The organism is Rhizobium pisi, from assembly GCF_003938655.1.
Lineage (GTDB): Bacteria > Pseudomonadota > Alphaproteobacteria > Rhizobiales > Rhizobiaceae > Rhizobium > Rhizobium pisi.
In genome coordinates, this window is sequence record NZ_RJJT01000012.1 from 41,590 (window position 1) to 68,441 (window position 26,852).

Genomic DNA, 26,852 nt, shown 5'->3' on the forward strand with positions numbered 1-26,852 from the left:
CAAATGGGAACTGAACGCATAGAGACCGATTTGATCGGCCCCCTCCCAATCCCTGGTGACGTTCTCTACGGTGTGCATACGCGTCGAGCCGAGCTTAACTTCACCGTTTCCGGCCTTCGCCTGAAAGACTTCCCCGAACTCATTCAGTCCATGGCTATGGTCAAGAAGGCGGCCGCGTATGCAAACGCCGAGCTTGGCCTGCTTTCAGCGGAAAAAGTGTCGGCGATCTCAGCGGCTTGCGATGAGCTCATCGAGTTGAAATGCGTTGATGAGAACTTCCCGGTCGATATGATGCAGGGTGGTGCGGGAACGTCCACCAACATGAACGTGAATGAAGTTGTCGCGAACCTGGCGCTCTGGAAGCTCGGTGCGAATGTGGGCGACTATGACAAGCTTCATCCGAATGATGATGTGAACCTGTCGCAATCGACAAACGATGTCTATCCGACCGCACTGCGTCTGACCATTCTTCGTGCTTGCGAAGGGCTGATCGAGTCCCAGGTCGGGCTGCGCGACGCATTCCGCGCCAAAGCCCGTGAATATGCGACTGCGCTGAAGGTCGGCCGCACTCAGTTGCAGGACGCCGTCCCAATGACAGTCGGGCAGGAGTTTGATGCGTTCGCCGAGCTGATCGACGAAGATATCAACCAACTGCAATTCGCTTCCAGGCTGTTGAAAGAGGTTAATCTCGGCGGATCTGCGATCGGAACTTCGATCAACGTCCCCGGCGGCTTTCCAGCCGCGGCTTGCATCCACCTCACACAGATTTCTGGTATCCAGCTCATCCGAGCTCGAAATCTGATTGAGGCCACCTCCGACACCGGTGGTTTCGTTTCCATCTCCAGTGTCCTCAAGCGAATTGCTGTGAAGCTGACAAAGGTCTGCAACGATCTGCGGCTCTTGAGCAGTGGGCCGAGGGGCGGCCTCGGGGAAATCCGACTTCCGCCCGTCCAGGCCGGTTCCTCGATCATGCCCGGCAAAGTCAACGCCGTCATTCCGGAAATGATGAACCAAATCGCATTTCAGGTTATCGGAAATGATCTCACGGTCACCCTGGCGGCAAGCGCGGGGCAGTTGCAACTCAATGCGATGGAGCCCGTAATCATCCTCAACATCCTACAGTCCATGCGGATGTTGACGCGGGGTATGGACATTTTTAAGCAGCGGTGCGTCGCCGGCATTGAAGTCGATGTCGACCGTTGCAAGGACCTCCTCGATCAGTCTCTTGTCCTTGCGACACCGTTGGCGATGCTTATCGGCTACAGTAAGGCAGCGCAGCTTGCCAAGAAAGCGCTGGCCGAAAAGCGGGGGCTGCGGCAGGTCGTGGAAGAGGAAGGCATCTTAGCCTCCAGTCAAGTTGAAGAGCTCTTTGAAGGTAGCGCGACCTTCGCAAATTTCTGATGGGTTCATCGTCCGCATAAGGGTGGGAAATGGCTGTTTTTACCGAGCTTTCTGACGAAGATCGCCAACTCATTACCGCGGCTTATGGTTTTACGTCGCTTCTGTCGGTGATTGGCATTGCGGACGGCGACTCTGAGACGACCTATCTATTTCGGACTGGGGAAGGTGAATTCATCGTTACCCTTTTCGAGAACGGAGCCCAACCTTCAGATCTGGAAAGGGCCTTCGAAACCATGGAGGCTCTTTATCGACATGGCGTCCCCTGCCCGAAGCCGCTGCGCACTGTCGCCGGCCACGCCACGTCTCGGGCCGCAGGTCGATTGGTTGCCATCGTTAGCTTCGTACCCGGCGCCTCACCCACATTTGCAAACCCGGCAAAATGCCTCAGCCTGGGCCGCGTGATGGCTGAAATACACACCGTCCTGGAACGAAAAGCGAAGTGCAAATCGACGGATCTTCCCATTGGCGCAATTCATGGCGCATTGGTCCATGAGAACGTCTTTTTCCTCGGAGAAGAAGTCAGCGGGGTCATCAACTTCAGGCTTCGGCACGAGGATGCGCTCGTGTCGGAGCTTGCTGATGCGCTTGTCGGGTGGGCGGGCGAAATCGACGGAGATCTGAACAAAGAGCGGGCGCGAGCGATGTTGCAGGGTTATCAGGGAGTCCGCGGCCTGACTGATGCGGAAAAGAAGGCGCTGCCAGGGTTCATAATGGCTTCGACATCAAAGCGATTTGCGAGCAGAAAGGAAAGTATATTACTACCGGAAATCGCCGTGTTAGCTTATCGGTCCGTAACCCCCGACATTTTAGGTTAAGCGACCCGGCTCAATCTCCATGAAATATCTTCTTGATCGAACTGACGAACAGATCCTTGTCGAATTGAAGGCTAATGCCCGTATCTCGCACGCGGATTTGTCGGCAAAGGTGAACCTTTCTCGCAACGCCGTGCGGGTGCGAATCGAACGTCTCGAACGAGAAGGCTTCATCAAGGGATATACGATCCTCACCGGGGATGGTGGGAATAGCCAAAACGTCACAACCGCATTGATTTTCGTCTATCGTCACGATCGCATGAGGGGCGGAGAAGTCATTCAGGCGCTACGGAAGATCCCGGAAGTCGTTGCTTGCGACGTTATGACCGGTGATTTCGATCTCCTCGTGCGGGTCGAGTCCCCCGAGGCCGACCGCATCCGGCAGATTTGGCAATTGATCGCCGAAATGCCCGGCGTGCGCGATACACTGACCGCGTTCGCCCTCTCCTCCGTAATCCGGAGATAATTCGGTGTGAATGGGGGCGGGGCAGGTGTCCGCCGCACAATAACCGCCGGTCGGAACTCGATTGGCGAACGCCGCTCCTTAACGAGCATCAGCAAAATTGCGCCACCATCGCTCTATGCGAGCGCATTCTGATCGGTCCGGCGGGCAGCCCATCCGAGCGGTTCCTTACTTGGTGGAGTTTCGAATGAAGACGCTCCCAGACGGGCGCACGGCTTGACATCGTCAAGCGGACTTGTCCTTGTGGATCATGTATTGAAGCCGACGTCTTTAACTCCGGAGGTTCGTGTCGTCGCCCTCACACGGCGGAGAGTAGGTTCTCCGCCGTTTTATCGCTCGTTGTTGTCCAGGCCGGTCGGTCGCTACGCTGGCGTACCGGAGGCGGCGGAACTGGTTAGTTGACAGTGACGTAGATCTTCCGGACCGTGTCCACGGTGCGCCAGGTGCCGATGAATCCCGGTTTCATCACGAAACTATCGCCTGCTTTGTAGGTCACCGGTTCACCGCCATCCGGGGTGATTTCCACGACGCCTTGGAGGATGTGGCAGAATTCGAATGTCTCTCCCTTAACGGAGCGCGTCAGGCCCGGTGTCGCTTCCCAGACGCCGGTGTGAATCATGTCGTCCCGCGCAACGTCTTGCGGCCAGCTCTTGAAAGATGGATCGCCGGAGATCAGGCGCTCCGGCCCCGGCTTGGACTCGCGCGGCGTTTCCGTGCTGTTGGGTACTATTGTCTTGAGGAGGGACATGTTTTCTCCTTGCTCTCCTGGTTGCAGCTTCAATAACCGCGGTCGCGGTCGACGAGCCCGATCGGGTCGAAACCGTCGCGAAGGCGTTTGATGTTGTCGATAACGGCGCCGGCCGCCGTCTCTGCTTGCGTGACGCTTGCGATGTGCGGCGTCAGGATGATCTTCGGATGCCTCCAGAATCCATGCTCGGGGGGCAAGGGTTCAGGTTCGGTCACGTCGATGACCGCGCCCGACAGATGTCCGGCGTCGAGAGCTGCAATGAGCGCGTCATGATCGAGTTGCGCGCCGCGCCCCACGTGGACAAGCGCCGCACCCGGTGGGAGGGTCGCGAAGACCCCGGCGTCGAGTAGTCCTTGCGTCTCTTGGGTCAGCGGCAGGAGACAGATCAGGATGTCGGTGCGCGCGAGGAATGGCGTGAGCCCGTCCGGGCCGTGATAACAATCAACGCCATCCACTTGTCTTTCCGAGCGGCTCCAGGCGGCAAGTGGAAAGCCGAAGGGTATCAGCCGCTCAATAGCGGCCTGGGCGAGCATGCCAAGGCCAAGGATACCGATCCGCTGCTCGCCAGCTTGCCGCACAGGAAGCGGGATCCAGGCGGCTTCGGCCTGCTGTTCGATATAGGCCTTCAACTTGCGGTGCAGGGCGAGCACGGCGAGCGTGACATATTCTTGCATCATCCGCACGATACCGTCCTCGACCATGCGGACGAGCATGACGTTTGGCGGAAGCGATTCTGGCTTGAATTGATCGACGCCGGCACCGATCGAGAAGACAGCCTTCAAGTTCCTGAAACGATGGAGATCGGGCGGCGCAGTCCACGTGAGAATGTACCGGATTTCGTCCGGATCGCGCTCCGAAATATCCATCACGAAGGGCAGATCGGGCAGGTCGCGTGCAAAAGCCTCCGCGAAGACGCGGCCTCGTTCTCGATCCGAATTAAACCAGAAAACCATAAAGCTCTCCTAGTGTTGCAGCGTCTTGGCAAGCCGCAGGATCATCTCTTCGCAGGCAGCAAGTTCGTCGAGGCGGATGAACTCGTCAGCGCGGTGGGCGCGGGAGATGTCCCCGGGACCACAGATGATCGCGTCGATGCCGGCTGCCTGATAGAGTCCGGCCTCAGTGCCGTAGCTCACGGCAGCCAAGGTCTGCGCTGAGGTTAGCTCCTCCATCAGCCGAGCGAGTGACGTGTCTGCATCAAGGGAAAGCGCTGGATAGGTGCTGCTGGTTTCCCACCTGACGCGGAATCCGTCTTTCGCCAAGGCCTCGGCCGTTGCCTTGATATGTTCCAGGAGAACTGTCGGCGATACGCCGGGCACCGCACGACCTTCCAGTTCCATGATGCAGAGATCCGGGATGATGTTGACGCTGCGTCCGCCCGTGATCGTTCCGATCTGTAGCGTAGAATACGGCGGCTCGAAGTTCTGATCCAAGGCGCTGTCTCGCAAGGCATCAATGGTCTTAAGAGTCGCATTCATCACCGCAGTCATGGCGTGGATCGCGTTCAGGCCCTTATCAGGGCGCGACGAATGGCCGGTCGTGCCATGGATTTCGATGCGGGCGGCGGCCTTCCCCTTGTGGCCGCGGATCGCCACCATACTGCTTGGTTCACCGATGATTGCTCCCAAAGGAGGTGCGCACAAGTTCCCGATCTGCTGCAACATATGCGGTACGCCGCGGCAGCCGGCTTCCTCGTCATACGAAAAGGCGAAGTGAATCGGGCGCCTCAATGGCATTTTTGCTATAGCGGGAAGTCCGGCAAGCGCGGCGGCAAGAAACCCCTTCATATCGGAGGCGCCTCTACCAAAAAGCCGATCACCGTCAGCCCGCAGGCGGAAGGGATCCGACGTCCAAGTCCGTTCGGAGGCCGAAACGACATCCATGTGCCCGGAAAGAATGTAGCCGGGCTCATCTTTCGGGCCGATAGTGGCGAACAGGTTTGCCCTATCCCCTTCCGGACCCGGCAAGACAGTCACGGTGGCGCCATGACTTTCGAGATAGCTCTTCACCCATGTGACGATGTCGCCATTCGGAGTCCCGACGACGGACGGAAAACCGACCAGTTGTTCCAGTATGTCCTTAGCATTCATCGGAGGTTCTCCATCATGTGTAGGGCACAACTGCCGCATGGCAGGCTCCGTTCGGAGCAGCGGTGGCGCGGTCATCGTTCGGGGATCCCTTCCCTGTCTGGGGCGGCCAAACCGGCCGGCGCATTGTCGGTATCCGGTTCCCAACCGCACCCGCTCAATACTGCCCAGGCCAGCCCATCGGGCTGATAAGCCAACGTCGCCGGCTCCATTAATCCGATATCCAACCTAATCTCACCTTGTCGCCAAAGCCTAAAGATGGCAATTAATCCCAGATGAATAATCACTTCAGGTAGACGTTAATGCTCACGTCCGACGATCTTGCCTTCTTTTCGGTCCTCACCACCTCCAAATCCCTCGCTGAAAGCGCGAGAAAGCTGAACGTCACCCCTCCGGCGGTAACCCAGCGCCTGCGCGCGCTAGAAGAGAAAGTCGGGGTCAGGCTGATCGACCGCTCCGGGCGCCACCTGCGTCTTACCGAGGAGGGCTCACTGGTCGCTTCCCACAGCGTCATCGTCAGCGATGCCATAGACTCGCTTACCGAAGCCCTCGCTGATCGCAAGGGTGCGGTCCGCGGGCACCTCAGGGTCGCAGCACCTCACGGTTTTGGTAGGATCTACGTCGCCCCGGTCGTGGAGGCTTTCGCTCGAGAGCATCGCGGTGCCACCGCTACCCTGCAACTGTCCGACCATCCCACGGCATTGATCGTTGACAGCTATGAGGTTGTTGTTCACATCGGAGCGTCCGCGCATCTGGATCAAGTCGTGACGACGCTGGCGCCGAACAACCGGATTCTCTGCGCAAGTCCCGAATACCTAACTTCGGCTGCTCCCATTACTACGCCCGCCGATCTGGCGCGACATCGCTGCCTTGTCGTTCGCGAGAACGAGGAGGACGTAACGCTCTGGCGGTTTAAGGGATCACGGCAGGAAAGTGCGACAGTGCGCGTCAACCCCGTCATGTCGAGTAATGATGGCGCCGTTATTCGGGATTGGGCGCTGGCGGGTCAGGGCATCATGATGCGCTCCGAATGGGCCGTTGCAGAGGACCTGGCCGAGGGACGGCTGAGGCAGGTACTTCCCAACTGGAAGCTGCCGTCGGCCGATATCGTCGCCATCCTCGGATCGCGGCACGGACGAAGTGCGCGCACTGCCGCTTTCCTGACGATGCTTCGTCAGTCGCTGAAACCACTGCCCTGGAGCGCCGATCCTGCGGAGAAGCCTGGTCAATAACCGAGGATCGACTTCGTTTCGAGATACTCTTCAAGCCCATATACGCCATACTCGCGGCCGTTGCCCGACCGTTTGTAGCCGCCGAAGGCGGCCGCTCCGTCCCAAGCCGGATAATTGATATGGACCTGACCGGCACGGATGCGAGTGGCGACCCGGCGTGCACGCTCCGGGTCTGAAGACTGAACATGAGCGCCCAATCCGTAGACGGTGTCGTTAGCAATCGCGATTGCCTCTTCCTCGTCCTTGTAGGGCATGATCGAAAGGACCGGACCGAAGATTTCTTCACGAGCAATCCGCATGTGGGGCGTCACCTCGGAAAAGATTGTCGGTTGCGTGAAAAAGCCGCTATTCAGGCCAGCCGGCCGGCCCAAACCGCCGCACAGCAGCTTAGCGCCGTCATCGATACCGGCCTGGATCATGACCTGTACCCGCTCGAACTGGGCACGATTGGCTATGGGCCCCATGTTCGTCGCAGGATCAAGCGGCGCGCCGACACGAATGGCACGCACAGCCGCGCTTGCCAGTTCCTCCACTTCGCCGAGCCGATGTGCAGGTACCAGCATGCGCGTCGGCGCACTGCACGACTGGCCGACATTGCGCATTCCGGCGAGCACGCCCTTCGCTACCGCCTCGCTGAAATCGGCATCGGTGAGCAAGATGTTCGGTGACTTGCCGCCGAGTTCCTGAACCACCCGCTTCACGGTCGGGGCGGCGGCCTGCGCGACGAGTACCCCTGCGCGGGTGGAACCGGTGATCGAGATCATGTCGACGTCGCGGTGGCTGGCGAGCGCTGCGCCTACGCTCTCGCCAGTGCCGTTGACCAAATTGAATACGCCCGGCGGAGTGCCCGCATCATGCATCAGTTGGGCAAAGAGCAGAGCGCTATAAGGTGACAGCTCACTGGGCTTGAGGACGATGGTGCAGCCTGCTGCGATCGCGGGGGCGACCTTAGCCGTGATCTGGTAAAGCGGCCAATTCCACGGCGTGATCAAAGCGCAAACCCCGATCGCCTCTTTAGCGGTCGCGGTTCGCCCGTCAACCGCTACAAAACGGTACTTCTCGAGAATTTCAATTTGGACACGAATGTGCTCCGCCGCGAACGGGACCTGTGAGGCGCGCGCGAAGCTAATCGCTGCCCCCATTTCCATGACGAGGGCTTCTGCGAAAGTCTCCGCCCTTTCCTTCAAAAGCGAATACATCCTGCGGAGCAGACCAATCCTGTCGGACACAGAAGCTTGGGAAAAAGTGAGAAAGGCCTGCCGCGCAGCTGCAACCGCGACATCGACGTCTTGAGCGCCGCCCGCAGCAATATGCCCGACAACCTGCTCCGAGGCGGGATTCACGACCGGCAAACGGGTTGGATCGAGAGCGTCCTGCCATCTTCCACCAATGTAGAACTGGTGCTCGCGTTCGGTCTGCATTTCTCACCTCGCGTCAAAACATTGCGGCAATTCCGAGCCGCCCTAGAAGATGCCTGGCAAGACGCGAGCATGACAATTTACCTGTGCTGAATGGTTACTTAAGAAGCGTGTTAACGAAGGGGCTGTGTGGGTTGGCGAAAAGGGTTAAGGTTTTCGTCGCTTATCATCTCGGCCACTACTGAGGCCAGAAAAGGTTCAGAGCGACCGGCGCCCGAGCGAAAATCTTGACGAGAGAATGGCCCTTGCGGAAAACCAATCCGCTTGCCTTTTCAGAAGCGCTCTTTTTTCGAATTGGTAAGGTCCGGCCAATCAATTGGCCAAGAAAAGCCCGCCGAGCCAAGCCATCTGCTCGCGTTCCTGGTAAACTTGCCCACCCTCGTGATTGTTGAAGTGGTATTCCACCATCCGCTTTTCACCTCCATAGACATTGAACGCCGCGTATACTGTCGAGGGCGGACAGACTTCGTCCATCATGGCGACCGAAAACAGTGCGGGCGCGTTCGACAACCGCGCAAAATTGACGCAGTCAAAATAGGTTAGCGTCTCGAAGACTTTTTCCTTCTTGTCGCGATGCTGGGCCAAGAACTGCACGATCTCGGTATAGGGTTCTCGTAACGCCACCTGGACCGCGCGTGGAAAGTCACACAGAAATGGGACATCAGGCATAACCGCCTTGACGCGCGGGTCGAGACCCGCGACAGCGATCGACATCCCACCACCCTGGCTGTCGCCGCAGACAGCGATTCGCTCGGCGTCGATGAACGGCAACTCTATCAGGGCATCGATGGCGCGCACGCAGTCGGTCAGAAGCCGCCGATAATAATAGTCGTTCCTGTCGAGAATCCCGCGCGTCATGAAGCCTGGGAAGGATGCCGTGGAGCCGACCGGATCAGCCGTATCGCCGACGCTCCATGCGCTGCCCTGGCCGCGTGTGTCCATGCGGAAATAGGCATAGCCGGAAGCCGCCCAGTGCAACTGCTCGTGTGGGAGTCCCCGACCGCCGCCGTAACCGATGTATTGGAGGACCAGCGGAAGGCGTCCTTCCCGCTGCGCCGGCATGATCAGCCAACCCTTGATCGGATGGCCGCCGAAGCCCGGGAAGGTGACGTCATAAGTTTCGACAGCCTTCAGCGACGTCGCGGCTTTGACGATGGTGACTGCACCACTGGCCTTTCGGGCCTCGGCAATGGTCTCAGTCCAGAATTGGGCAAAGTCGTCTGGCATGACAACCTTGCTCGTATAGGCGCCCAGTTCGGGATGGACGAGGTCGGCAATTGGCACTTTCTTGCCTCCGTGAACAGAATTGAAGTGAATGGTGACAGACTTGAACGGACGACACCTTTCTAGACGGTTGCCGAGCGAAGATGGAAGGGCACCTCCTCGAGAGCCGTTTCAAGGGCTTCAAGACACCTCGCAGCATCGCTATCACTGAACACCAGCGGTGGCCTGATTTTGATGATGTTTCCGAAGGGACCGGTGGAGGATACGAGAACGCCGAGCGCCTTCATCCGCTCGCGTACCCAGCGCGCAGCAAGCTTCGCGGGAGCTCTCGTGTCGCGGTCGGTCACGAGTTCGACGCCGAGGAAAAGACCGCGTCCCTGAATGTGGCCGACCAGCTCGTGCCGCTTCAGAAGGTCGTCGAGCCCGGCCTTGAGAATGCCCCCGTTCTTGCGAGCGTTGCCCTGCAGGTCCTCTCCCCAGAGGACATCGAGACACGCATTGCCGACTGCGGCCGAGACGGTGTTGCCTCCAAAAGTGTTGAAATAGCCGCCCTTCATCTGCAGGGTCGCGGCAATCTCGCGCCGCGTCACGAGTGCCGCCAGTGGATGGCCGTTGCCCATCGGTTTGCCCATGGTGACGATATCTGGCTCTACGTCGAAGGCCTGGAAGCCCCACATGTGGGTGCCCGACCGGGCGAAGCCCATCTGGACTTCGTCGGCGATCGTCAGCGCACCGTGGCGCCGGGCGGCACTGTAGGCGCGCGCAAGATAGTCGTCCGGCGGGACCAGTGCGCCATTCGCATCGAAGATGGAATCGGTCAGCAGTCCCGCAAATCCCTCCCCTTTTTCTTTCAGGCGTTGCGCGGCGTCATCAATATGGCCGGCATATTTGTAGCCGGCGTCATCGTCACCGAGCCGGTAGAGACCGCGGTAGAGGTTCGGCGGCGGCACCGTTTCCACCCAGGCCGGCCGATCCCTTGCGTCGTAATCAATGAGCGAGAGCGGCGACACGACTGATGTATTGCCGTGATAGCTGTTCTCGGTGACGACGATGCCTTCCTTGCCCGTCACCGCGCGCGCCATACGCACGGCGAGATCATTGGCCTCTGAGCCGGTGCAGACAAAGATCCAGGTATCGAGATGAGACGGCAGCGTCGCAGACAGTCGCTCACCAAGCCTTACGATTTCCGCGTGGAGATAGCGCGTGTTCGTATTCAGCGTGCTTGCCTGCCGGGTAAGGGCGTCCACGACGTAAGGGTGGCAATGTCCGAGATTGGCGACATTGTTGTAGCAGTCGAGATACTCGGTGCCCAGAGCATCGTAGACCTTTGAGCCGCGGCCGCGAACGAGTTCGAGCGGTTCGTTGTAGAACGTATAGGTCTTGCCGAGCACCGCTTCGCGTTGCTTAAGCAGGGTGGGCTTGGGCACGGCCCGTGCATCCGCGGCGGCCGTGCTGAAGGGGACAACTGACGCCAGCATGCCGGCAACGAAGGCGGCATCCGTCACCTCAGCGATGCGCTCGATCGCATCCATATAGAGCGTCTGAAGATCGTCGAGCGATGTGCCGGGCACGTTGGTGACGGACTGGTAGGAGACGATGCCAACCTGCAGCAGAAGGCGGGCGAGAACAAGCTTGCGGAGCACGGCCAAATCATCGGCTTCGAGCGGCATGAAGCGCTGGTAACCCCGAGCAAGGCGGGTTGCAGCGAAGACGGGATCCGGTGTCCAGTGGATAAGTGAGGCGATTGCGACCGCGAGATCTTGCGCGACAGGCCCGTAAACCATGTCGCCGAAATCGATGACACCCTTGACGCCGAAAGCCGGATCGACCTCCGCGAGCACGTTGGACTCGTGGAAGTCGTTGTAGATCACCTGCGCGCGAAGCTTCGGCAGAGCCTGCGTCGTGACCGTCGAAAGTTCCGGTAACAGGGCAAGCGCCACCTGTTTGATCCGTTCAGGCATATGGACATGCAGCCGCTCGAGGAGCCGGGGCGCGTTCTTGAGGTCCCAAGGCATGCGCTTCGGTGCCCCACCACCGTAGAATCCCTGCAAGGCACGCGCCAGTCGTCCGCTCATCGCGCCGAGCGTCATCAGTTCCGGCGCGCCCAAGGAACGCCCGGATGCCTGGATCTGGTCGAGCAGGGTTTGCCCCGGCAGGAAGCTCATGACTCTGAGTGCATGGCTCCGGCCGGCCTCGTCTGCCACATCGGCCATCGGGGCGCCTGCTAGCGTACGCCGTACGCGCGGCACGGGAAAACCCGGATCGATCGCTGCGACATGCTCGAGGGCGTCGATCTGGAACTGGAGGCTTTCGGTGGGCTCCGCAAGCGAGGCCACCTTGACCACGAACTGCGCGCCGTCTGCGGTGACGAGACGGAAATTCTGCTCCCTCTCGCCGCCCAACCGGCGCCAGCTGCCGTTGAGGCCATAGGCTGCCGCAACGCGACCCTCCACGAGCTCCTGGGGGAGGTCCGGCGCTGCAATACTTGCGAGCAGCATCTCGATCGGATCTTGCCTGGAATGGGATTGCCTGTTCACCGGAATACCTCACGATCTTGACGGATTTGGCCCGCGCGGGCGGCGCCGCGCTTACAAGGCCGACGCAGACCAAGGCTCCTGATTGAACTGTCTGGTGAAGGGTTTCTCCAACGGAACTGCCATCCGGCATAGAATGAAATCAGATGTTGGACCTTGCTCGCCTGCAAATCTATTCGCTCCTTTGGGGCTGCCCGGCGCCCTCAGTGGCCCGGAAATCGTTGATCGGACCGGCGCGTGATAACGGAGACAACGAGAAGACCGAATGCAACAATACCGAGGATCATGGTCGAGACCGCGTTGATCTCGGGTGTCACTCCGAACTTGATCTGCGAATAGATCTTCATCGGCAGCGTCGATGCGCCCGGTCCGGTCGTGAAGCTGGAGATCACGAGATCGTCCAGAGACAGCGTGAAGGACAGCAGCCAGGCGGAGATCAGGGCTGGCAGGATATTGGGCATGGCGACCTTGAGAAAAGCCGTCGCCGGTTGGCAGCCGAGGTCTCGCGCGGCCTCCTCCAGCGAGGGATCGAGTTCCGTCAGCCGCGACTGCAGGACGACCGCCGCAAAGCACATGGTGAAGGTGGCGTGCGCCAGTATGATCGTCAACGGCCCACGATCGATGCCGAGCGTGACGAACATCAGAAGCATGGAGACGCCGAGCACCACTTCCGGCATGACCATGGGCGCCGCCAGAAGACCGAGGAAGAGCCTGCGCCCGCGGAAGCGGCGTATCCGTACCGCCACAAGCGCGGCCAGCAGGCCAAGCAGGGTCGCAACCGTTGCGGAGACGGCAGCCACGGTAAAGCTGACCCGCGCCCCGTCGATGAGGGCCGCGTTGGAAAGGGCCGACGCGTACCATTGCGTCGAGAACCCGCCCCACACGGTCACCAGCCGCGACTCGTTGAAGCTGAAGACAATCAGGATAGCGATTGGCAGATAGAGGAATGCCATGACAGTAAAGATTGACAGGCGGTTGAACCAGCTCAGGGCATTGGCGTCTGACATGGCTAGACCCTCATCTTGGACAGCCGCGATTGCAGCAAGCTGATTGGGATGACGAGAAGCAGCAGCAGGAGCACCGTAACCGCGGCAGCGACCGGCCAATCCCGGTTGTTGAAGAATTCGACCCAGATGGTGCGACCGATCATCTGCGTATCAGCACCGCCGAGCAGGTCGGGAACGACGAACTCGCCGACGACCGGAATGAAGACGAGCGCACATCCGGCCGCCACGCCAGAACGGCTTAAGGGAAAAGTGACGCGCCAAAAAGCTCCGAAGCGCGTGCATCCGAGGTCGCGGGCAGCCTCCAGAAGAGTTCGGTCGGCATCCGCCAGGCTCGAATAGATCGGCAGGATCATGAAGGGGAGATAGGTGTAGACGATGCCGACATAAACCGCCGTCTGTGTGTTCATAATCTGCAGCGGATGACCGATTATCCCCACGGCCTGCAGGGCGGCATTCAGCAGCCCGTCACTGCTGAGGATCGCCATCCACGCATAAACGCGGATGAGCAGCGAACTCCAGAACGGCACGATGACGAGAAAGACCAGGACCGAACGCCAGGAACGGCTACAACGGGAAATACCGTAGGCCAGCGGGTAGGCGATGAGAAGCGTAATGATCGTTGCGACCAGCGCGACCCTCAGGCTGTTCAGGTAGGCGCGCGCATAGAGCCCGTCGCGCAGCACGAATTGCAGGTTCTCGAAGTTCAGCTTGATCGACAGGAGCACGCCATCCCAACTGAAAAGCGGCTCGAAAGGCGGCATGCCGACCCGCGTGGACGACAGCGCGATCGCCACCACCAGAATGGTCGGGAGCAAAAACATGATGCCAAGCCACAGGAAGGGCGACAGGATCAGAATTCTTTGGCCGAGGCGAATCCGATGCGGGGCGATCATTGCGCTCACTCCCCGAGCAGGTGAGCAGCGTCATCCGCCCACCGTGCGACGACGGAAACCCCGACGGCAAGATCGTCGTCGCAGCCCAAATTGACCTTGAAGGCGTCGAGCGTCGCGTTCGTTACTAGGCGCACGCGGTAGCGCCGCTGTACGCCGGTGTATGTGATGTCCTCGATCACGCCTGGAAGGCCCGGCCCGCCGCGAACAAGCTCGATGCGCTCCGGCCGCACCGATAGCCAGAGCGGACCATCCGGCGAAACGCCGGCCGGCAGCCGGGCGCCGAACTGGCCGTCGAATCCAGACAGGGTCAGCCGCGCCTGCCCGCCTTCTGGCTTGGCGGTCGCCACCTCGAAGATGTTGGCCTCCCCGAGAAACTTCGCGACATAGCGGGAGATGGGGGCCTCATACACCGTTTCAGGTGAGCCGACCTGAAGCACCCGGCCCGACTGCATGATGGCGATGCGTGATGATACTGTCATGGCCTCGTGCTGGTCATGCGTCACGATGACGAAGGTGAGGCCTAAATCCTTCTGCAGGCGAACGAGCTCGTCCTGGGTCTCGGTTCTCAGATTCTTGTCGAGCGCTCCCAGCGGCTCGTCGAGCAGCAGTATCTTCGGGCGCTTGACCAGCGCTCGAGCCAAGGCCACGCGTTGCCGCTGGCCGCCCGAAAGCTGCGAGGGCTTCCGGTCTAGCAAGACCTTCAACTGCAGTTTGCGGGCGACATCGGCCAAGCGGCTGTCGATTTCGGCTCTAGGCAGCCGCTCCTGCACGAGGCCGAAAGCGATGTTTTTCGCGACGTCGAGATGTGGAAAGAGCGCATAGGACTGGAACATCATATTGGTCGGACGCTTGTCAGCAGGCACCGTGGTAACATCGGACTGGTCCAGCAGCACACGACCCGAGGTCGGCGTCTCAAAGCCCGCAATCATGCGCAGCAGGGTTGATTTCCCGCAGCCAGAAGGCCCGAGAAGCGAGAAGAATTCGCCTTTGCCGACATCCAGCGACACGCCGTTGACAGCAACAAAGCTTCCATAGGTCTTGCTCAGACCGTCGACCGTCAAATAAGACTGCTGCATATCCACCGCTCTCAACGATTGCGCGCTCAGTTGCCGGCGCGGAAGGTGGTCCAAACCCGGGTCCGCTCTCTATTCTGGCGGGGCGGCAGGGACCGGTCGGCGAAGAGCTTCGCCCTGACGTCGTCGGACGGGTATATGTTGGGGTCGCTGGTGATCTCGGAACTCACGAGCGGCGTGGCTTTTGCATTCGCATTGGCAAGGAAGACTGCGTTACTGATATCGGCAATTACCCGGGGATCGAGAATGTAGTCGATGAATTGGAGCGCCTGTTCGACATTGGCCGCACCGGCGGGGATCGCGAGCGTATCGAAGGAGACGATTGTGCCCTCCTTCGGGAGGGAATAGCGGACATCCTGACCCGTCTTCGCCTCCTGCGCCCGCGCGGCCGCAATCCCCGTGTCGCCACTCCACATGACGGCTAGACAGAGCTGTCCAGAGGCCATGTCCGCGATCAGCTTGCCGCTTTGCATGTGCCGCACATTCGGCCGAAGGGCCATCAGCAGGTCCTGTGCCTTCTGCAAGTCTTCCTCCCTCGCGGAATAGGGGTCGAGCCCGAGATAGTTGAGTGCCATCGGGATAATTTCATTCGGCGCATCCACGATACCGATGCCACAGTCGGCAAACTTTGCCGCAATCTTCGGGTCGAACACCATGGCGAGGCTGTTCACGGGCGCATCGGGAAGCCTCGCGTCGATCATGGCGCGATTATAGGCGATTCCCGTGGTCAGCCACATGTAGGGAACGAGATAGGTGTTCCCGCTATCATGCTCGCCAAGCATCTTCAGGAGCTCGGGATTGAGGTTGCCGTAATTCTTCAGCTTACTCTTGTCGATCGGCTGCAACGCGCCGGAGGCAATCAGGCGCTCACCGACCGTTGCGCTGGGAAAGACGACGTCGAAGCCACTGCCGCCCGCAAGCAGGCGCGTTTCCAAGACCTCGAGGGAATCGAAGAAATCAACCCGGGCATCGATGCCGGTCTTTTCGACGAACTTGGAGATGGTGTCCGGCGCGAAATAGTCCGAGAAATTGAATATGAACAACTGTGTCGCATGGACGCCTGTCACCGACAGAATGAACATGGAGCCTGCGGCGAGAAGCCGATTGAAAGTCCGACGCAGCGATCTTGCCATCAAGATTTCCTCCCGAAGAGAATGTCATCAAGCAAACCGCGATTTGCCTGACGAACAACACTGAAGTTATCTACGGTAACAGCCCGGGGATTTTGTTCGTGATTTCCCGAAGTGAAGGGCTACACCTCATCAACCAAACTCCCCTGCCCCGCGGCCTTTATTTGTCATCGCTCCGCTCCTACGCGTATCTAGCTTGTCGGCAGACTTCGCGCCCGTCCGGTGTCAGACTCGTCCTCAAAGCGGTGCCGCCTAGGCACTGCGGGCCCAGCCGCTCGATCGGTCTCATGTCGTCAAGAATTTCCCGCCAGAAACCGCCTTTGCCATCGTTTGAAACTGGCGCTAAGCGGCTCGGATCGCTGCGGCATTCACCGTGGTCTTGATAACATCGACAAAGGCCCGAAGAGTTGGACGGCTTTTCCAGTCCTCCAGCGTCGCAACCTGGAACTTCGCCTTGTAGGAAAACAGGTTCGGCCGGATCAGTCTCATCCGTCCGGCGCGCACGAATTGCGCGGCATAATGTTCGGGAAGATAGCCGAGATAGCAGCCAGAGAGGATCAGGAGAGCTTCAGCCTCCATGCTGGATACTGTCGCGTGCGGACTGCTGATTGCGAAGATTTTGATGTCGCGGGCACCCCAATAGTTGCGCCCGATGATCCGGTGCGTCCGCGCCTCGTCGATGCCAATTTTCTCATCAGGCATGGAAAACAGCGGGTGACCCTCCCCGCAGTAAAAATTCTGCGTCTCGTCATAGAGGTCAATGTAGGCCAGGCCCAGCGCCATACGCGGAAAACTGCCGACGACGAGATCGAGCTTTCGCGATACGGCGTCGCGCAACAATTCACCCGGCGATTTCATCTCAATGAAGAGGTGGAGGGCCGGCGCGATTTCGGCGAGCTTTGCGATGGTCCGCACGAGGGGCGATACCGGATCGGTGATCGTGTTGTCGACCAGGCCGATGGCAAGATTACCACTGAGATTGGAGCGCAATCCGGACACCTTCCGGCTGAATTGGTCGAGCGAACCGAAGAGCCGCTGGCATTCGTCGAAGATCAAACGGCCGCTTTCGGTGAGTTCGAAACCGCCGCGACCCCGCTTGCAGAGAGTGACGCCGAGCCTCTCCTCCAACGCCGTTATCTTTCCCGATATGGTGGAAAGGGAGAGGTTGAGATCGGCCTGTGCCGCCGATAGGCCTCCGGCTTCCACGACCCGGATGAATATTCGGATAAGACGGATGTCGGCATTGTCGACCGAAATCAGATTGCGGGTGTTACCTTCGCACTTTTGCATCTGCCGTCCCCACTCGTCGTCGGCGCGCCCCACCGGTGAGCAGAGCAGAGTATCCGGGGAAGACTTCGTCTCGCCCAGAGCCTCCATCCGCCCGGGCGCCAGACTAGATCGGCGGCAGCGCCGCTAAAAATATCGTTCAATGAACCGATACATTGACTTTTACAAATGTAAGCCGTGCGCCCGGACGATTGCCTCGGCGACAAAGCTGACATTTGCAGCCTGCTCGCTCGTTCGTATGGCAAGGTCGATGTCGGCGAAATAGTCCTCATCTGCTATGGGCAGCCGGCGCAGGCGCCCCTGCCCTTCGAAGAGGCTCGCATAGTGGACCGGCAGAACGCCCAGATAGGCGCCTGACAACACCATCAACATCTCCGCTTCGATGTCGAAGGCCATGCGGTTCAGGATGGAATTGTGGAGGCGTTGGTTCGCGACGCCGTTCCAGTAACCGCGGTGGACCCAAGGATATTTGTAGCAATCCGCACTCGTGATCGCGTCGTCCGTCGCATCGAACAGCGGATGGCCAGATCCGCAGAAAACCGCGTGCTCCTCGCGATACAGGGTCCGGTAAGAAAGGCCTGACACCTTAATGTCGGAACCGCCGATGCCCACGTCCAGCTCGTTTGCGGCGACCGCTCTTGTGATGTGGTTCGGCTGCATGATTTTGAGGTTCAGTTCGATTTCAGGCGCAGCTCTCGAGAGTTCGGCGATCGCGCCGGAAAGACGCAGACGCGGGTCCGTCGCCAGGCAGTCCACAATGCCGAGGCTCACCTTTCCTGCAAGAGCGCTTCGCAGGCATGACAAACGCGCCGAACTCGCGTCCAGCATCTCTCCCATTTCCACGCTGATGTCATAAACCCGCCGTCCCTCGTCCGTCAGGGAGAACCCGCGGCGTCCCCGCTCGCATAACTTCACTCCCAGGCGCTGCTCAAGCGCAGTCAGATGATTGGAGATTGTCGGCTGACTGAGCGAGAGCTCCATCTGGGCCGCAGAGATACCGCCATTGCGCACGACACTTTCGAACACACGAAACAAGTGAAGGTCGGAACCAGATATCTTCATGACAACAGATTGCACCAAACGCACGGAAGCGCAAACCCCCGACCTGCCCTGATGCGTGTGCATCCGTGTCGCTAAGCTCAATCGACCTGACCGCTGTTGACCATCAGACAGAGGATCGTGTGCAGAACCTGCGCGGCGATCTGCGCCGTGTTGGTCGTCGCATCATATTGTGGGGCGACTTCGACCACGTCGCCACCGATGATGTTCAGGCCGTTCAGCCCGCGCAGGATCTGAAGGACTTCCCTCGGATGGAGGCCGCCCACTTCCGGCGTTCCCGTGCCCGGTGCAAAGCCCGGGTCAACGCTATCGATGTCGAAGGAGACATAAGTTGGGCCGTCGCCGACGACCTCGCGCGCCCGTTCGATCAGACGGGGCAGATTGGCCTGGCCGACCTCTTCGGCGTGCACCACCGTCATGCCGCTCTCGTAAGAAAATTCCCACAGATATTCGGCGGGGCCGCGGATCCCGATCTGAATCGTGCGGCGCGGGTCAAGGACTCCATCAAGCACCGCCAGGCGGAACGGCCCACCGTGCTGGAACTTCGTTCCTTCGTAAGGACCTGCCGTATCGCAATGTGCGTCGATGTGAATGAGACCCACAGGTTCCTGTTCACCAAGCGCTTTGAGGATCGACGACGTGATGGAATGGTCGCCGCCTACGCTAAGAGGCCGCACGCCTGCTCCGGCTAGCCTGCGGTAGAATGTCTCGATTTCTCTGTGGCACTGGGCAAGATCGAAGCGACTGAGCATCGGGACATCGCCGATATCAGCGATCTTCGCGTTGCTCATCGGCGACGTCCGCAGGACATGGTCGTAAGGACCGATACGTTCGATGGTGCGCAAGGCGCGCGGGCCGAAACGGCTGCCATTGCGATTGGTCACTCCGAGATCCATGGGCACGCCGACCAGTGCGATATCCAGTCCGCCGAAATGCTCGTCGTCTTGAGCCTCCGGCAAACTGGGCGCGTCGAGGAGCGTCGGAACGCCGGCGAATGGCCACTTGCGCTTGTCGCCGCCCTTGAATTGCGATTGTGCCACCTCCCGAAAATGCGGTTCGAAAATATCGCCGCCAGAGGCGTTGCCATATTTGGCTCGAAGTGCGTCGAGATGCGCCTGGTCCACCATTGAAAAAAATCTCCTCATGACACGACCGACCATAGTGGACCTCCGCCTCGAAATAGTTCGGGTTTTCCCGAAGTGTCCGCGCGGAAATTGTCATGTATTTGCGCAAGTCGATCGGTGACATTCCCTCGATAAATCCAAGAAATGCAGGGGAACGTCATGCCGATTGAAAGCACATCAAACACATCCGTGAGACGTCGCAGCATGCTGAAGGGTCTGTCGGGGCTCGCTCTGGCACCCATTGTCAGCGGGTTTCCGAGTATCGCACGGGCGCAGGAAAAAAAGCTGCGCGTGGGTCTTTATGGCGGCTACTTCAAGGACACGTTTGACGCCGAAATTTTTCCGGACTTCACTGCCGCCACCGGCATCGCGGTCGAGAGTGTGGGCGAGCCGACGGGCGAGGTCTGGCTGATCCAGCTTGAGCAGGCGGCCAAGGCCGGCAAGTCGCCGGTCGACATCTCGATGATGGCGGGCGTTCCCGTCATCCGCGGTTCGAATTCCGGACTCTGGGCGCCGCTTGACCCGAAGAAGATCCCCAACATCAAATACATCAAGCCGGAACTGGTGCGCGAGAATGCCAACGGCGAGATCGTCGCGATCGGCGCCACGAGCTGGTATGTCACGCTGGTTTCCAACACAGATGTCTATCCGGAAGCCCCAAAGTCCTGGAAGGACATTTGGGACCCGAAATATAAGGATAGCCTTGGTCTTCTCGCCAATGTCGGCAACTCATATCTCCTGGAAGTCACGGCCAAAGTCTATTTCGGCGGCATCAAGCATCTCGACACCGACGACGGCATCCGCGAGGTGGCAGCCAAGGTCGGCGAGCTGAAGCCGAATGTGCGCCTCTGGTACCGGGACGAAGCGCAGTTCGAACAGGCGCTGAAATCAGGTGAAATCCCCATGGGCCAGTATTTCCACGACGTGACGAGATTGGCGGTGCGGGACGGCTTCCACGTTCGGTCCACCATGCCCATCGAAGGCGGCATCTATGACTACGGCACGTGGGCGGTGACGAAGGCTGCTGCTTCGTCGCTCGATCTCGCCTATGTCTACATGGACTACATGTCGCAGCCCTCGACCCAGGCGAAGCTTGCCCGTAAACTCGGCTGCGCGCCGGTCGTCGAGCGGTCAACGATGGATCTAACGGACGAGGAATTCGATTCCGTCTCCTCCGATATCGATCCGATAAGGCCGCATTACGAGATGCAGGCGCTGAAGACAGAATTCATCAATCAGGTCTGGACAGAGATGCAGCAGGGCTGACCGCCGCGCTGCGTTTTGGCCGCGAGCAATCGTAAAGCAGGTGGCGCTTTCAGCGTGCCCTGCCGGAGGAAGATATGTCCGGACTGGCTATCCGCGAAATCAACAAGGCCTATGGCCCCATCAACGCCTTAAGCAACATTTCCCTCGATGTGGAGAACGGGAAATTTCTATGCCTTCTGGGGCCGTCCGGTTGCGGCAAATCCACGTTGCTGCGGATAATCGCGGGCCTCGAGGATGCCTCGCGGGGACAGATCCTTCTCGACGGGCGCGACATTACCAACGAGCCTGCCCATATGCGCAATTTCGGCATGGTGTTTCAGTCGCTTGCACTTTTCCCGCATCTCTCCGTCAGTGAGAACATAGCCTTCGCCCTGCGCATCCGCGGCGCGTCGAAGCACGTGCAGAAAATGGAGGTGGAAAGGCTTCTCTCACTCGTTCACCTGCCGGGCGTCGCCGACCGGTCCATCACGCAGCTTTCGGGTGGCCAGCGCCAGCGTGTAGCAATCGCCCGCGCCCTGGCACTCAAACCGAAACTGTTCCTCCTCGACGAGCCAATGTCGGCGCTGGATGCCAAGCTGCGCGAGGCGATGCAGGTCGAGCTCAAGCGCCTGCAGCAGGAGCTCGGCATCACAACCTTTCTGGTCACGCATGACCAGAAGGAGGCGATGACGACCGCCGACCTGGTGGTGCTGATGTCCGGCGGCATAATCCAGCAGGTTGCCCCGCCGCTGGAGATCTACCGCAACCCGGCCAACGCCTTCGTTGCCGATTTCATCGGTGCGGCGAACCTGATGGAGGGCCGTGTCGTCTCGCCCGGGCGCGTCGGCGTTCCCGGGGGCACAGTCGCGATTAACGAGGCGCCGACATCGGGCGCCTTCACCTTCTCCGTCCGCCCCGAAGATCTCGAGCTTCATGACGAGGCCAGCCACAGCAGCTTCTTCGGTCACATTGCCTTCACCCGCCATCTGGGGTCCGGCATCGAGGTCAACGTTACCGTCGAGGGCATGGAAAAGGACGTGGTCGTCGCCCTCCCCTCTCGGCACGAGAGCGGCCTGACGGTGGGTCGGCCCGTGCACGTTCATGTCAACGGCGCGACCTGCGTCGTCCTGAGGTGATCGATGAACGCCTCAAGCCCACGGTCCATCCCAGGATATCTCCCGATCATTGTACCAGCAACGCTTCTGGTCGTGTTCTTCGTCGTGCCTTTCGGCACGATGGTCCTGACCTCGTTCCATGAGAATTCAAGCTTTGGCGCCTCTGCATCAGCGTTCACGCTTGCGAACTACAAGCGCCTGCTCAGCCCCTTCTTCATGGGGTTGCTCGTTGCGACCTTCGGCTTGGCCTTCGGCGTTGCCGCCATCGCGATCGTGATCGCCTTTCCCTTCTCCTACCTGTTGGTCAATGCGCCGCGGGCGACGCAGATCTGCTGGCTGATCTTCCTGCTTTCCATCCTGTCGCTGTCGGAATCGATTATTGGTTTTGCGTGGTCGACACTTTTGTCACGCACTGCGGGGATCAGCAATTTTCTGGTCTTCATCGGATTCATCGATAAGCCGGCTTCCTATACACCAGGCCTTCCGGCGCTCGTGGCTGGTGTCGTCTACACCGCTTTCCCCTATGCCGTTATCGTGCTCTATCCGATCCTGTCGCGAGTCGATCCGCATATCGAGGAAGCCGCACGAACGCTCGGCATGTCGCCACTCGGGACCTTTTTCGGCGTCGTGCTGCCCATGCAACGCAACACCATCGTCACGACCTTTCTCATGCTGCTCGTCTTCACGCTCGGCACCTATCTAATGCCCCAGATCCTGGGCCGTCCCCAGCACTGGACCTTGTCGGTCGCCATCAGCGACCAGGCGCTTGTGCAGTCGAATATCCCCTTCGCCGCAGCGCTTGCGGTGTTCCTGGTGATCGTGACGTTTCTGATCGTGATCACCGTCGTGCAATTCGGTCGCAAGGAGCGCGCATGATAAGCCAGGTCTCCCTTCGCCGCATTGCCTTCAGCCTGCTCGGCATCATAATGGCAGCGCCACTGCTCGTCGTGTTTGGCGTCTCCGTCAACGAGAAGAAGTCGCTCACCTTTCCGCCGCAGGGGTTCAATCTGGGCTGGTATGGAGATCTCTTCCATTCGGCCGACTGGTCAGGCGCCGTACTTAACAGCGCGATCATCGCGCTATTCTCCGCAGCCTTCGCGGTCGCGATCGCCTTTCCGATCGCCTGGTTCCACTGGCGCTACCGGCTGGGCTGGGTAAAGGTCGTCACCACGATCGGCCTCGCTCCCTTTCTTCTGCCGCCGGTGATCACGGCGCTTGGCTTCCTGTCCTTCTGGACCCAAACCGGCTTCTATGGGCAATATTTTACCGTCATCGTCAGTCACGGCATCTTTCTCGTGTCCCTGCCGCTCGTGTCCCTGACGCTCGGTTTCAGCACCCTGGACGCAAGCCTGCCGGAAGCCGCCGCGACCATGGGTGCCGACAACCGCGTAATTCTGCGCACCATCGTCTTGCCCTTGATCCGACCCTACCTGATCTCCGGCTTCGCCTTCGCCTTTGTCGTCTCCCTGAACGAATATCTGATCGCCTACATGACGGTCGGTGCCGTTCTGGAGACATTGCCGATGCGGATCTTCAACTCGCTCCGCTACGGCTACACGCCCGTTATGGCTTCCGCCTCGATCTTCTTCGTCATCCTGACCATCGTCATTTTCTCGCTGGTCGCGCGTTTTGGAGACTTGCCGAAATTTCTGGGCGCCTATCGCAATTGAGGGTGGACGAACAGCAAACTATTGCCGGCACACACCAATTTAGACTCATTGAAATGGAGACCAGAGCCGTGACCACGACATTTTCCCGCCCGCAGCACCTGAACGTGCCGGCTGATTTGCTGGACCGGCCGAAGGCCGTGTTCGTCAATGGCCGCTGGCAGGTCGGCCGGGCTGCTGCGCCGATGATATCCATCGACCCCTCCACCGCCAAGGCCTTTTCAAGTTTCCTTCCGGCCTCTCCCGATCAAGTGGGCGAGGCGACGGAAGCGGCGGAAAGGGCCTTTGCCGACTGGAGACGGACGAGCGGCGGCGAGCGATCCCGCTTCCTGTCGGCCATTGCGGCGGGACTTAGGGACCGGAAGGCGGACTTGGTCGCCCTACAGATGCTCAACAACGGAAAGCCCCGCTACGAGGCCGAAATCGATGTCGACGATGCTGCGGCAACATTCGACTATTATGCAGGTGTTGCCAAAGACCTCGACGCGGAGCAGGGTCGGTCGGTGGCGCTTGGCGATGACACGCTGGCGGGCGCTACCCATTTCGAACCGCTTGGGCCAGTCGGCCTGATCGTCGCCTGGAATTTCCCGATGGTGACGACCGCCTGGAAGCTGGCGCCGGCGCTTGCGGCAGGTTGCACCGCTGTTATCAAACCTTCCGAATTCACGACGCTTGCCGAATTGGTCTACGCCGATCTCGCCGGACAGATTGGCCTTCCTGCAGGGGTGCTGAACATCATCCCTGGCGGCGGGGAGATCGGCGCGGCGCTTTGCGCCGATCGGCGCATCCGCAAGATCTCGTTCACAGGATCGAACGCGACCGGCAGTCGGGTCATGGCCGCGGCCGCCAGCCGCATCGTTCCGGTGTCGCTGGAGCTTGGCGGAAAGTCCCCGATCATCATTCTCGAAGATGCAGACATTGCCCAGGCGGTGGAGATTGCAGCTGCCGGCATTTTCTTCAATTGCGGACAAATGTGCTCGGCAACCTCAAGGCTGCTGGTGGCCGAAGGGATCGCCGAGGACTTCACGACAGCGCTTCTTGGCAAAGCAGACCAGCTTATAGTAGCGGGTCACGAAGATCCGGGCGCGCAAATTGGACCGCTGACGACCCCTGAACAGTTTGCCAAGGTGAAGGCCGTTCTGGAGAAGGCGCGCGCCGACGGGCTGGACTGCATCGCGGGCGGCAGCGCCGTCCCTGGCCGGCAGGGCTTCTTCATCGAACCCTCCATCTACCGCAACGTACCTACTGATCATCCGTTGTGGAGAGAAGAGATTTTCGGGCCTGTCCTCGCGATTCGTAGTTTCACCAGCACCGACGAGGCAGTCGCCCTGGCGAATGACACCGATTTCGGACTGGCCGCCACCGTCGTCGGAACCGACGGCGACGCGGCGGCTGCAGTGGCACGCAACCTCGACGCCGGCCATGTCTGGGTAAACACATCCCAGATGATCTTCCCCAACACTGCCTGGGGTGGCTTTAAAGCGAGCGGTATCGGTCGTGAACTGGGTCCCTGGGGGTTATCGGCCTATCGGGGCGTCAAACACATTACCCGCGCCGCGTGAGCGCGGTTGGGGATCAGAAAGCGCCGATCCTTTGCGCACCCTTTAGAGGAAACATCATGACCGCGTCAGCAGAGATGATTATCACCAATGGCCGCGTTCTCTCCATGAACCCGGACCAACCCGAGGCAGAAGCGATTGCGATCGCCGGCGGCCGCATTCTGGCCGTGGGCAATGCCAGCGAGATCGAGGCCTATCGCACCTCAGCAACGCTAATGATCGATGCAGGTGGCACAACGGTCACGCCCGGCATGAACGAAAGCCATATCCACTTGTTCGGAGGATCGAGCGAACTCGACCAGCTCACGCTGTTCAACGTCAAGGGATATGACGCCATGAAGGCTTCGATATTGGCTTACGCAGCATCGAAGCCGGCCGAGCCCCTGCTTCTCGCCAACGGGTGCGACTACACTATTCTCGCCGACAACCGCGGTGTGGACCGCCACGTTCTCGACTCGATTCTGGCGGACCGGCCGCTGGCCGTCATGTCGCCGGACCATCACACCATCTGGGCGAACACGATCGCGCTGACAAAGGCAGGCATTCTGGAGGGCCGCACCCTCCCGCCGGGCAACGAGATCGTGATGGGCGAGGACGGTCTCGCGACCGGCGAACTGCGGGAGCACTACGCCTTCGACGATGTCATCGCTCTTGGGGCAAACGGGGGCCGCGATCTTCTTGGCCTCAGTACCGGCGACGAACCGGATCCGGCACCCAGCGCTGCCGACCGCGCCTACGACCGTGCCCTCATGAAGCGCGGCCTTCAGCATCTCGTCGCCCACGGCATCACGAGCTTCCAGAACATGGACGGCAATCGTTACCAACTGGAGCTCCTGTCGGAAATCCAGGCCGAGGGCGGGCTGATCTGCCGTGGACGTGTTCCCTTTCATTATACCGGCGGCGACATCGTTACGCAGATGGACAAGGCCGCACAGATGCAGGGCGACTTCAATGGCGAATGGCTAAATTCCGGCACCGTCAAGATGTTCATGGACGGCGTTCTCGATTCCCACACGGCCGTCATGTACGACGATTATGCCGACCGGCCCGGCTGGAAAGGTGAGCCGCGTTTCGACCAAGTGACTTTCGACCGTGTCTGCATGGAGGCGGACAAGCGCGGGCTGCAGATTGCCGTCCACGCCATCGGTGACGGCGCCGTCGCCAACGTGATCGACGGATACGCGGCGGCCGAAGCCAGCAACGGCCAACGCGACAGCCGCCACCGGATCGAGCACATCGAAGTGGTGCGCGCCGACGATCTTACCCGCATGGCGAAGATGAAGATCGTCGCCTCCATGCAACCCACCGTCCCACCTGGCCAGGTGGGCCTGCCACTCGAACCGACGCTGTCGCGGATAGGCCGCGAGAACTGGGCGCGCTCGTACGCTTGGCGCGCCATTCGCGACGCCGGCATCGACCTGATCTTCTCGACCGACTGGCCGGTTTCTCCAGTGTCGCCGATGCTGTCAATTCATTCCGCCATGACGCGTAAGCCCTGGACCGACGATCAGCCGGACAATCGGCAGACTCTTATGGAGGCGCTGGACGCCTATACTGTCCGGGGTGCCTATGCCGAATTCGCCGAATCCTGGAAGGGCCAGCTGAAGCCTGGCTTCGTCGCCGACCTTGTCGTCTGGGATCACGATCTTCAAGCCATTGAGCCCGACGAAATGGCCAATGTCGCGCCGCGCTACACGATCTGTGGGGGGCGGCTCACCTACGGGCCTGAACCAAAGATGCAGGTCGAGACCGAACTCGGTCAGGAAGCTTGACGAAG

The 26,852-nt window shown here is 60.0% G+C and carries 23 protein-coding genes; 10 read left to right on the forward strand and 13 right to left on the reverse strand.

Annotated elements, in window-relative coordinates; genetic code table 11:
- The first annotated feature begins 3 nt into the window (after positions 1 to 3).
- From EFD55_RS18020 to EFD55_RS18030, 3 genes are read left to right on the forward strand one after another with little or no spacing between them, the layout of a single operon-like run.
- Positions 4 to 1,401 (forward strand): aspartate ammonia-lyase, encoded by a 1,398-nt coding sequence (locus EFD55_RS18020; RefSeq protein WP_125846417.1) that lies wholly within the window; start codon positions 4 to 6, stop codon positions 1,399 to 1,401.
- A 29-nt stretch (positions 1,402 to 1,430) separates the two neighbouring features.
- Positions 1,431 to 2,216 (forward strand): homoserine kinase, encoded by a 786-nt coding sequence (locus EFD55_RS18025; protein ID WP_125846418.1) that lies wholly within the window; start codon positions 1,431 to 1,433, stop codon positions 2,214 to 2,216.
- Positions 2,217 to 2,235: 19 nt separating this feature from the next.
- Complete coding sequence (locus EFD55_RS18030; RefSeq protein WP_125846419.1) at positions 2,236 to 2,679, forward strand: Lrp/AsnC family transcriptional regulator; 444 nt, start codon at positions 2,236 to 2,238, stop codon at positions 2,677 to 2,679.
- Between the two features lie 391 nt (positions 2,680 to 3,070).
- On the opposite strand, the gene EFD55_RS18035 is transcribed toward EFD55_RS18030, so the two are convergent.
- The 3 genes from EFD55_RS18035 to argE are packed head-to-tail and all read right to left on the reverse strand — an operon-like array spanning position 3,071 to position 5,511.
- Entirely contained in the window at positions 3,071 to 3,424 is a 354-nt protein-coding gene (locus tag EFD55_RS18035; RefSeq protein ID WP_125846420.1) for a cupin domain-containing protein, read from the reverse strand.
- A 29-nt stretch (positions 3,425 to 3,453) separates the two neighbouring features.
- On the reverse strand, positions 3,454 to 4,377 hold the full coding sequence (locus EFD55_RS18040) for a 2-hydroxyacid dehydrogenase (RefSeq protein ID WP_125846421.1): 924 nt from the start codon (positions 4,375 to 4,377) through the stop codon (positions 3,454 to 3,456).
- Positions 4,378 to 4,386: 9 nt separating this feature from the next.
- Entirely contained in the window at positions 4,387 to 5,511 is a 1,125-nt protein-coding gene (gene argE, locus EFD55_RS18045; RefSeq protein WP_125846572.1) for an acetylornithine deacetylase, read from the reverse strand.
- A 299-nt stretch (positions 5,512 to 5,810) separates the two neighbouring features.
- Here argE and EFD55_RS18050 point away from each other — a divergent pair, with 299 nt between their 5' ends.
- Positions 5,811 to 6,740 carry a LysR family transcriptional regulator gene (locus EFD55_RS18050; protein ID WP_125846422.1) on the forward strand — a complete coding sequence of 310 codons (930 nt, stop codon included), beginning with the start codon at positions 5,811 to 5,813 and terminating at the stop codon, positions 6,738 to 6,740.
- On the opposite strand, the gene EFD55_RS18055 is transcribed toward EFD55_RS18050, so the two are convergent.
- The 10 genes from EFD55_RS18055 to speB form a co-directional block, all read right to left on the reverse strand.
- Entirely contained in the window at positions 6,734 to 8,161 is a 1,428-nt protein-coding gene (locus EFD55_RS18055) for an aldehyde dehydrogenase family protein (RefSeq protein WP_125846423.1), read from the reverse strand. The genes EFD55_RS18050 and EFD55_RS18055 overlap by 7 nt on opposite strands.
- Positions 8,162 to 8,470: 309 nt before the next feature.
- A complete protein-coding gene (locus EFD55_RS18060) occupies positions 8,471 to 9,442 on the reverse strand; it encodes an acetylxylan esterase (protein ID WP_125846424.1) in 972 nt (323 codons plus the stop codon).
- A 62-nt stretch (positions 9,443 to 9,504) separates the two neighbouring features.
- Complete coding sequence (locus EFD55_RS18065; protein WP_125846425.1) at positions 9,505 to 11,919, reverse strand: aminotransferase class III-fold pyridoxal phosphate-dependent enzyme; 2,415 nt, start codon at positions 11,917 to 11,919, stop codon at positions 9,505 to 9,507.
- Between the two features lie 200 nt (positions 11,920 to 12,119).
- A complete protein-coding gene (locus tag EFD55_RS18070; RefSeq protein ID WP_125846426.1) occupies positions 12,120 to 12,923 on the reverse strand; it encodes an ABC transporter permease in 804 nt (267 codons plus the stop codon).
- 2 nt (positions 12,924 to 12,925) lie between these two features.
- The gene (locus tag EFD55_RS18075; protein ID WP_125846427.1) at positions 12,926 to 13,816 is read right to left on the reverse strand and encodes an ABC transporter permease; all 891 of its coding nucleotides are present in this window, start codon (positions 13,814 to 13,816) and stop codon (positions 12,926 to 12,928) included.
- Positions 13,817 to 13,821: 5 nt separating this feature from the next.
- Complete coding sequence (locus EFD55_RS18080; protein ID WP_125846428.1) at positions 13,822 to 14,892, reverse strand: ABC transporter ATP-binding protein; 1,071 nt, start codon at positions 14,890 to 14,892, stop codon at positions 13,822 to 13,824.
- Positions 14,893 to 14,918: 26 nt separating this feature from the next.
- On the reverse strand, positions 14,919 to 16,022 hold the full coding sequence (locus EFD55_RS18085; RefSeq protein ID WP_125846429.1) for a polyamine ABC transporter substrate-binding protein: 1,104 nt from the start codon (positions 16,020 to 16,022) through the stop codon (positions 14,919 to 14,921).
- A gap of 339 nt (positions 16,023 to 16,361) precedes the next feature.
- A complete protein-coding gene (locus EFD55_RS18090; RefSeq protein ID WP_205909795.1) occupies positions 16,362 to 17,309 on the reverse strand; it encodes a LysR family transcriptional regulator in 948 nt (315 codons plus the stop codon).
- A 159-nt stretch (positions 17,310 to 17,468) separates the two neighbouring features.
- Positions 17,469 to 18,368, reverse strand: a complete 900-nt coding sequence (locus EFD55_RS18095; protein ID WP_165504869.1) for a LysR family transcriptional regulator — start codon at positions 18,366 to 18,368, stop codon at positions 17,469 to 17,471.
- A gap of 77 nt (positions 18,369 to 18,445) precedes the next feature.
- Positions 18,446 to 19,492, reverse strand: a complete 1,047-nt coding sequence (gene speB / locus EFD55_RS18100; protein ID WP_125846431.1) for an agmatinase — start codon at positions 19,490 to 19,492, stop codon at positions 18,446 to 18,448.
- Between the two features lie 156 nt (positions 19,493 to 19,648).
- Between speB and EFD55_RS18105 the strand changes: the two genes are divergently transcribed.
- From EFD55_RS18105 to EFD55_RS18130, 6 genes are all read left to right on the forward strand, one after another.
- Positions 19,649 to 20,755: an ABC transporter substrate-binding protein gene (locus EFD55_RS18105; RefSeq protein ID WP_125846432.1), complete on the forward strand. Its 1,107-nt coding sequence runs from the start codon at positions 19,649 to 19,651 to the stop codon at positions 20,753 to 20,755.
- A gap of 74 nt (positions 20,756 to 20,829) precedes the next feature.
- Positions 20,830 to 21,870, forward strand: a complete 1,041-nt coding sequence (locus EFD55_RS18110; RefSeq protein WP_125846433.1) for an ABC transporter ATP-binding protein — start codon at positions 20,830 to 20,832, stop codon at positions 21,868 to 21,870.
- A 3-nt stretch (positions 21,871 to 21,873) separates the two neighbouring features.
- Complete coding sequence (locus EFD55_RS18115; RefSeq protein ID WP_125846434.1) at positions 21,874 to 22,725, forward strand: ABC transporter permease; 852 nt, start codon at positions 21,874 to 21,876, stop codon at positions 22,723 to 22,725.
- Positions 22,722 to 23,519 carry an ABC transporter permease gene (locus tag EFD55_RS18120; RefSeq protein ID WP_125846435.1) on the forward strand — a complete coding sequence of 266 codons (798 nt, stop codon included), beginning with the start codon at positions 22,722 to 22,724 and terminating at the stop codon, positions 23,517 to 23,519. Before EFD55_RS18115 ends, EFD55_RS18120 begins: the two co-directional genes overlap by 4 nt.
- 2 nt (positions 23,520 to 23,521) lie before the next feature.
- Positions 23,522 to 25,078, forward strand: a complete 1,557-nt coding sequence (locus tag EFD55_RS18125; protein ID WP_205909794.1) for an aldehyde dehydrogenase family protein — start codon at positions 23,522 to 23,524, stop codon at positions 25,076 to 25,078.
- A gap of 56 nt (positions 25,079 to 25,134) precedes the next feature.
- A complete protein-coding gene (locus EFD55_RS18130) occupies positions 25,135 to 26,847 on the forward strand; it encodes an amidohydrolase (protein ID WP_125846436.1) in 1,713 nt (570 codons plus the stop codon).
- The last annotated feature ends 5 nt before the right edge of the window (positions 26,848 to 26,852 follow it).

What these genes read in the sequence shown, in the direction of transcription:
- EFD55_RS18020 (WP_125846417.1), top strand. Translation starts at nt 4, where the DNA reads ATGGGAACTGAACGCATAGAGACCGATTTGATCGGCCCCCTCCCAATC.
- EFD55_RS18025 (WP_125846418.1), top strand. Translation starts at nt 1,431, where the DNA reads ATGGCTGTTTTTACCGAGCTTTCTGACGAAGATCGCCAACTCATTACC.
- EFD55_RS18030 (WP_125846419.1), top strand. Translation starts at nt 2,236, where the DNA reads ATGAAATATCTTCTTGATCGAACTGACGAACAGATCCTTGTCGAATTG.
- EFD55_RS18035 (WP_125846420.1), bottom strand. Translation starts at nt 3,424, where the DNA reads ATGTCCCTCCTCAAGACAATAGTACCCAACAGCACGGAAACGCCGCGC.
- EFD55_RS18040 (WP_125846421.1), bottom strand. Translation starts at nt 4,377, where the DNA reads ATGGTTTTCTGGTTTAATTCGGATCGAGAACGAGGCCGCGTCTTCGCG.
- argE (WP_125846572.1), bottom strand. Translation starts at nt 5,511, where the DNA reads ATGAATGCTAAGGACATACTGGAACAACTGGTCGGTTTTCCGTCCGTC.
- EFD55_RS18050 (WP_125846422.1), top strand. Translation starts at nt 5,811, where the DNA reads ATGCTCACGTCCGACGATCTTGCCTTCTTTTCGGTCCTCACCACCTCC.
- EFD55_RS18055 (WP_125846423.1), bottom strand. Translation starts at nt 8,161, where the DNA reads ATGCAGACCGAACGCGAGCACCAGTTCTACATTGGTGGAAGATGGCAG.
- EFD55_RS18070 (WP_125846426.1), bottom strand. Translation starts at nt 12,923, where the DNA reads ATGTCAGACGCCAATGCCCTGAGCTGGTTCAACCGCCTGTCAATCTTT.
- EFD55_RS18075 (WP_125846427.1), bottom strand. Translation starts at nt 13,816, where the DNA reads ATGATCGCCCCGCATCGGATTCGCCTCGGCCAAAGAATTCTGATCCTG.
- EFD55_RS18080 (WP_125846428.1), bottom strand. Translation starts at nt 14,892, where the DNA reads ATGCAGCAGTCTTATTTGACGGTCGACGGTCTGAGCAAGACCTATGGA.
- EFD55_RS18085 (WP_125846429.1), bottom strand. Translation starts at nt 16,022, where the DNA reads ATGGCAAGATCGCTGCGTCGGACTTTCAATCGGCTTCTCGCCGCAGGC.
- EFD55_RS18090 (WP_205909795.1), bottom strand. Translation starts at nt 17,309, where the DNA reads ATGCAAAAGTGCGAAGGTAACACCCGCAATCTGATTTCGGTCGACAAT.
- EFD55_RS18095 (WP_165504869.1), bottom strand. Translation starts at nt 18,368, where the DNA reads ATGAAGATATCTGGTTCCGACCTTCACTTGTTTCGTGTGTTCGAAAGT.
- speB (WP_125846431.1), bottom strand. Translation starts at nt 19,492, where the DNA reads ATGGTGGACCAGGCGCATCTCGACGCACTTCGAGCCAAATATGGCAAC.
- EFD55_RS18105 (WP_125846432.1), top strand. Translation starts at nt 19,649, where the DNA reads ATGCCGATTGAAAGCACATCAAACACATCCGTGAGACGTCGCAGCATG.
- EFD55_RS18110 (WP_125846433.1), top strand. Translation starts at nt 20,830, where the DNA reads ATGTCCGGACTGGCTATCCGCGAAATCAACAAGGCCTATGGCCCCATC.
- EFD55_RS18115 (WP_125846434.1), top strand. Translation starts at nt 21,874, where the DNA reads ATGAACGCCTCAAGCCCACGGTCCATCCCAGGATATCTCCCGATCATT.
- EFD55_RS18120 (WP_125846435.1), top strand. Translation starts at nt 22,722, where the DNA reads ATGATAAGCCAGGTCTCCCTTCGCCGCATTGCCTTCAGCCTGCTCGGC.
- EFD55_RS18130 (WP_125846436.1), top strand. Translation starts at nt 25,135, where the DNA reads ATGACCGCGTCAGCAGAGATGATTATCACCAATGGCCGCGTTCTCTCC.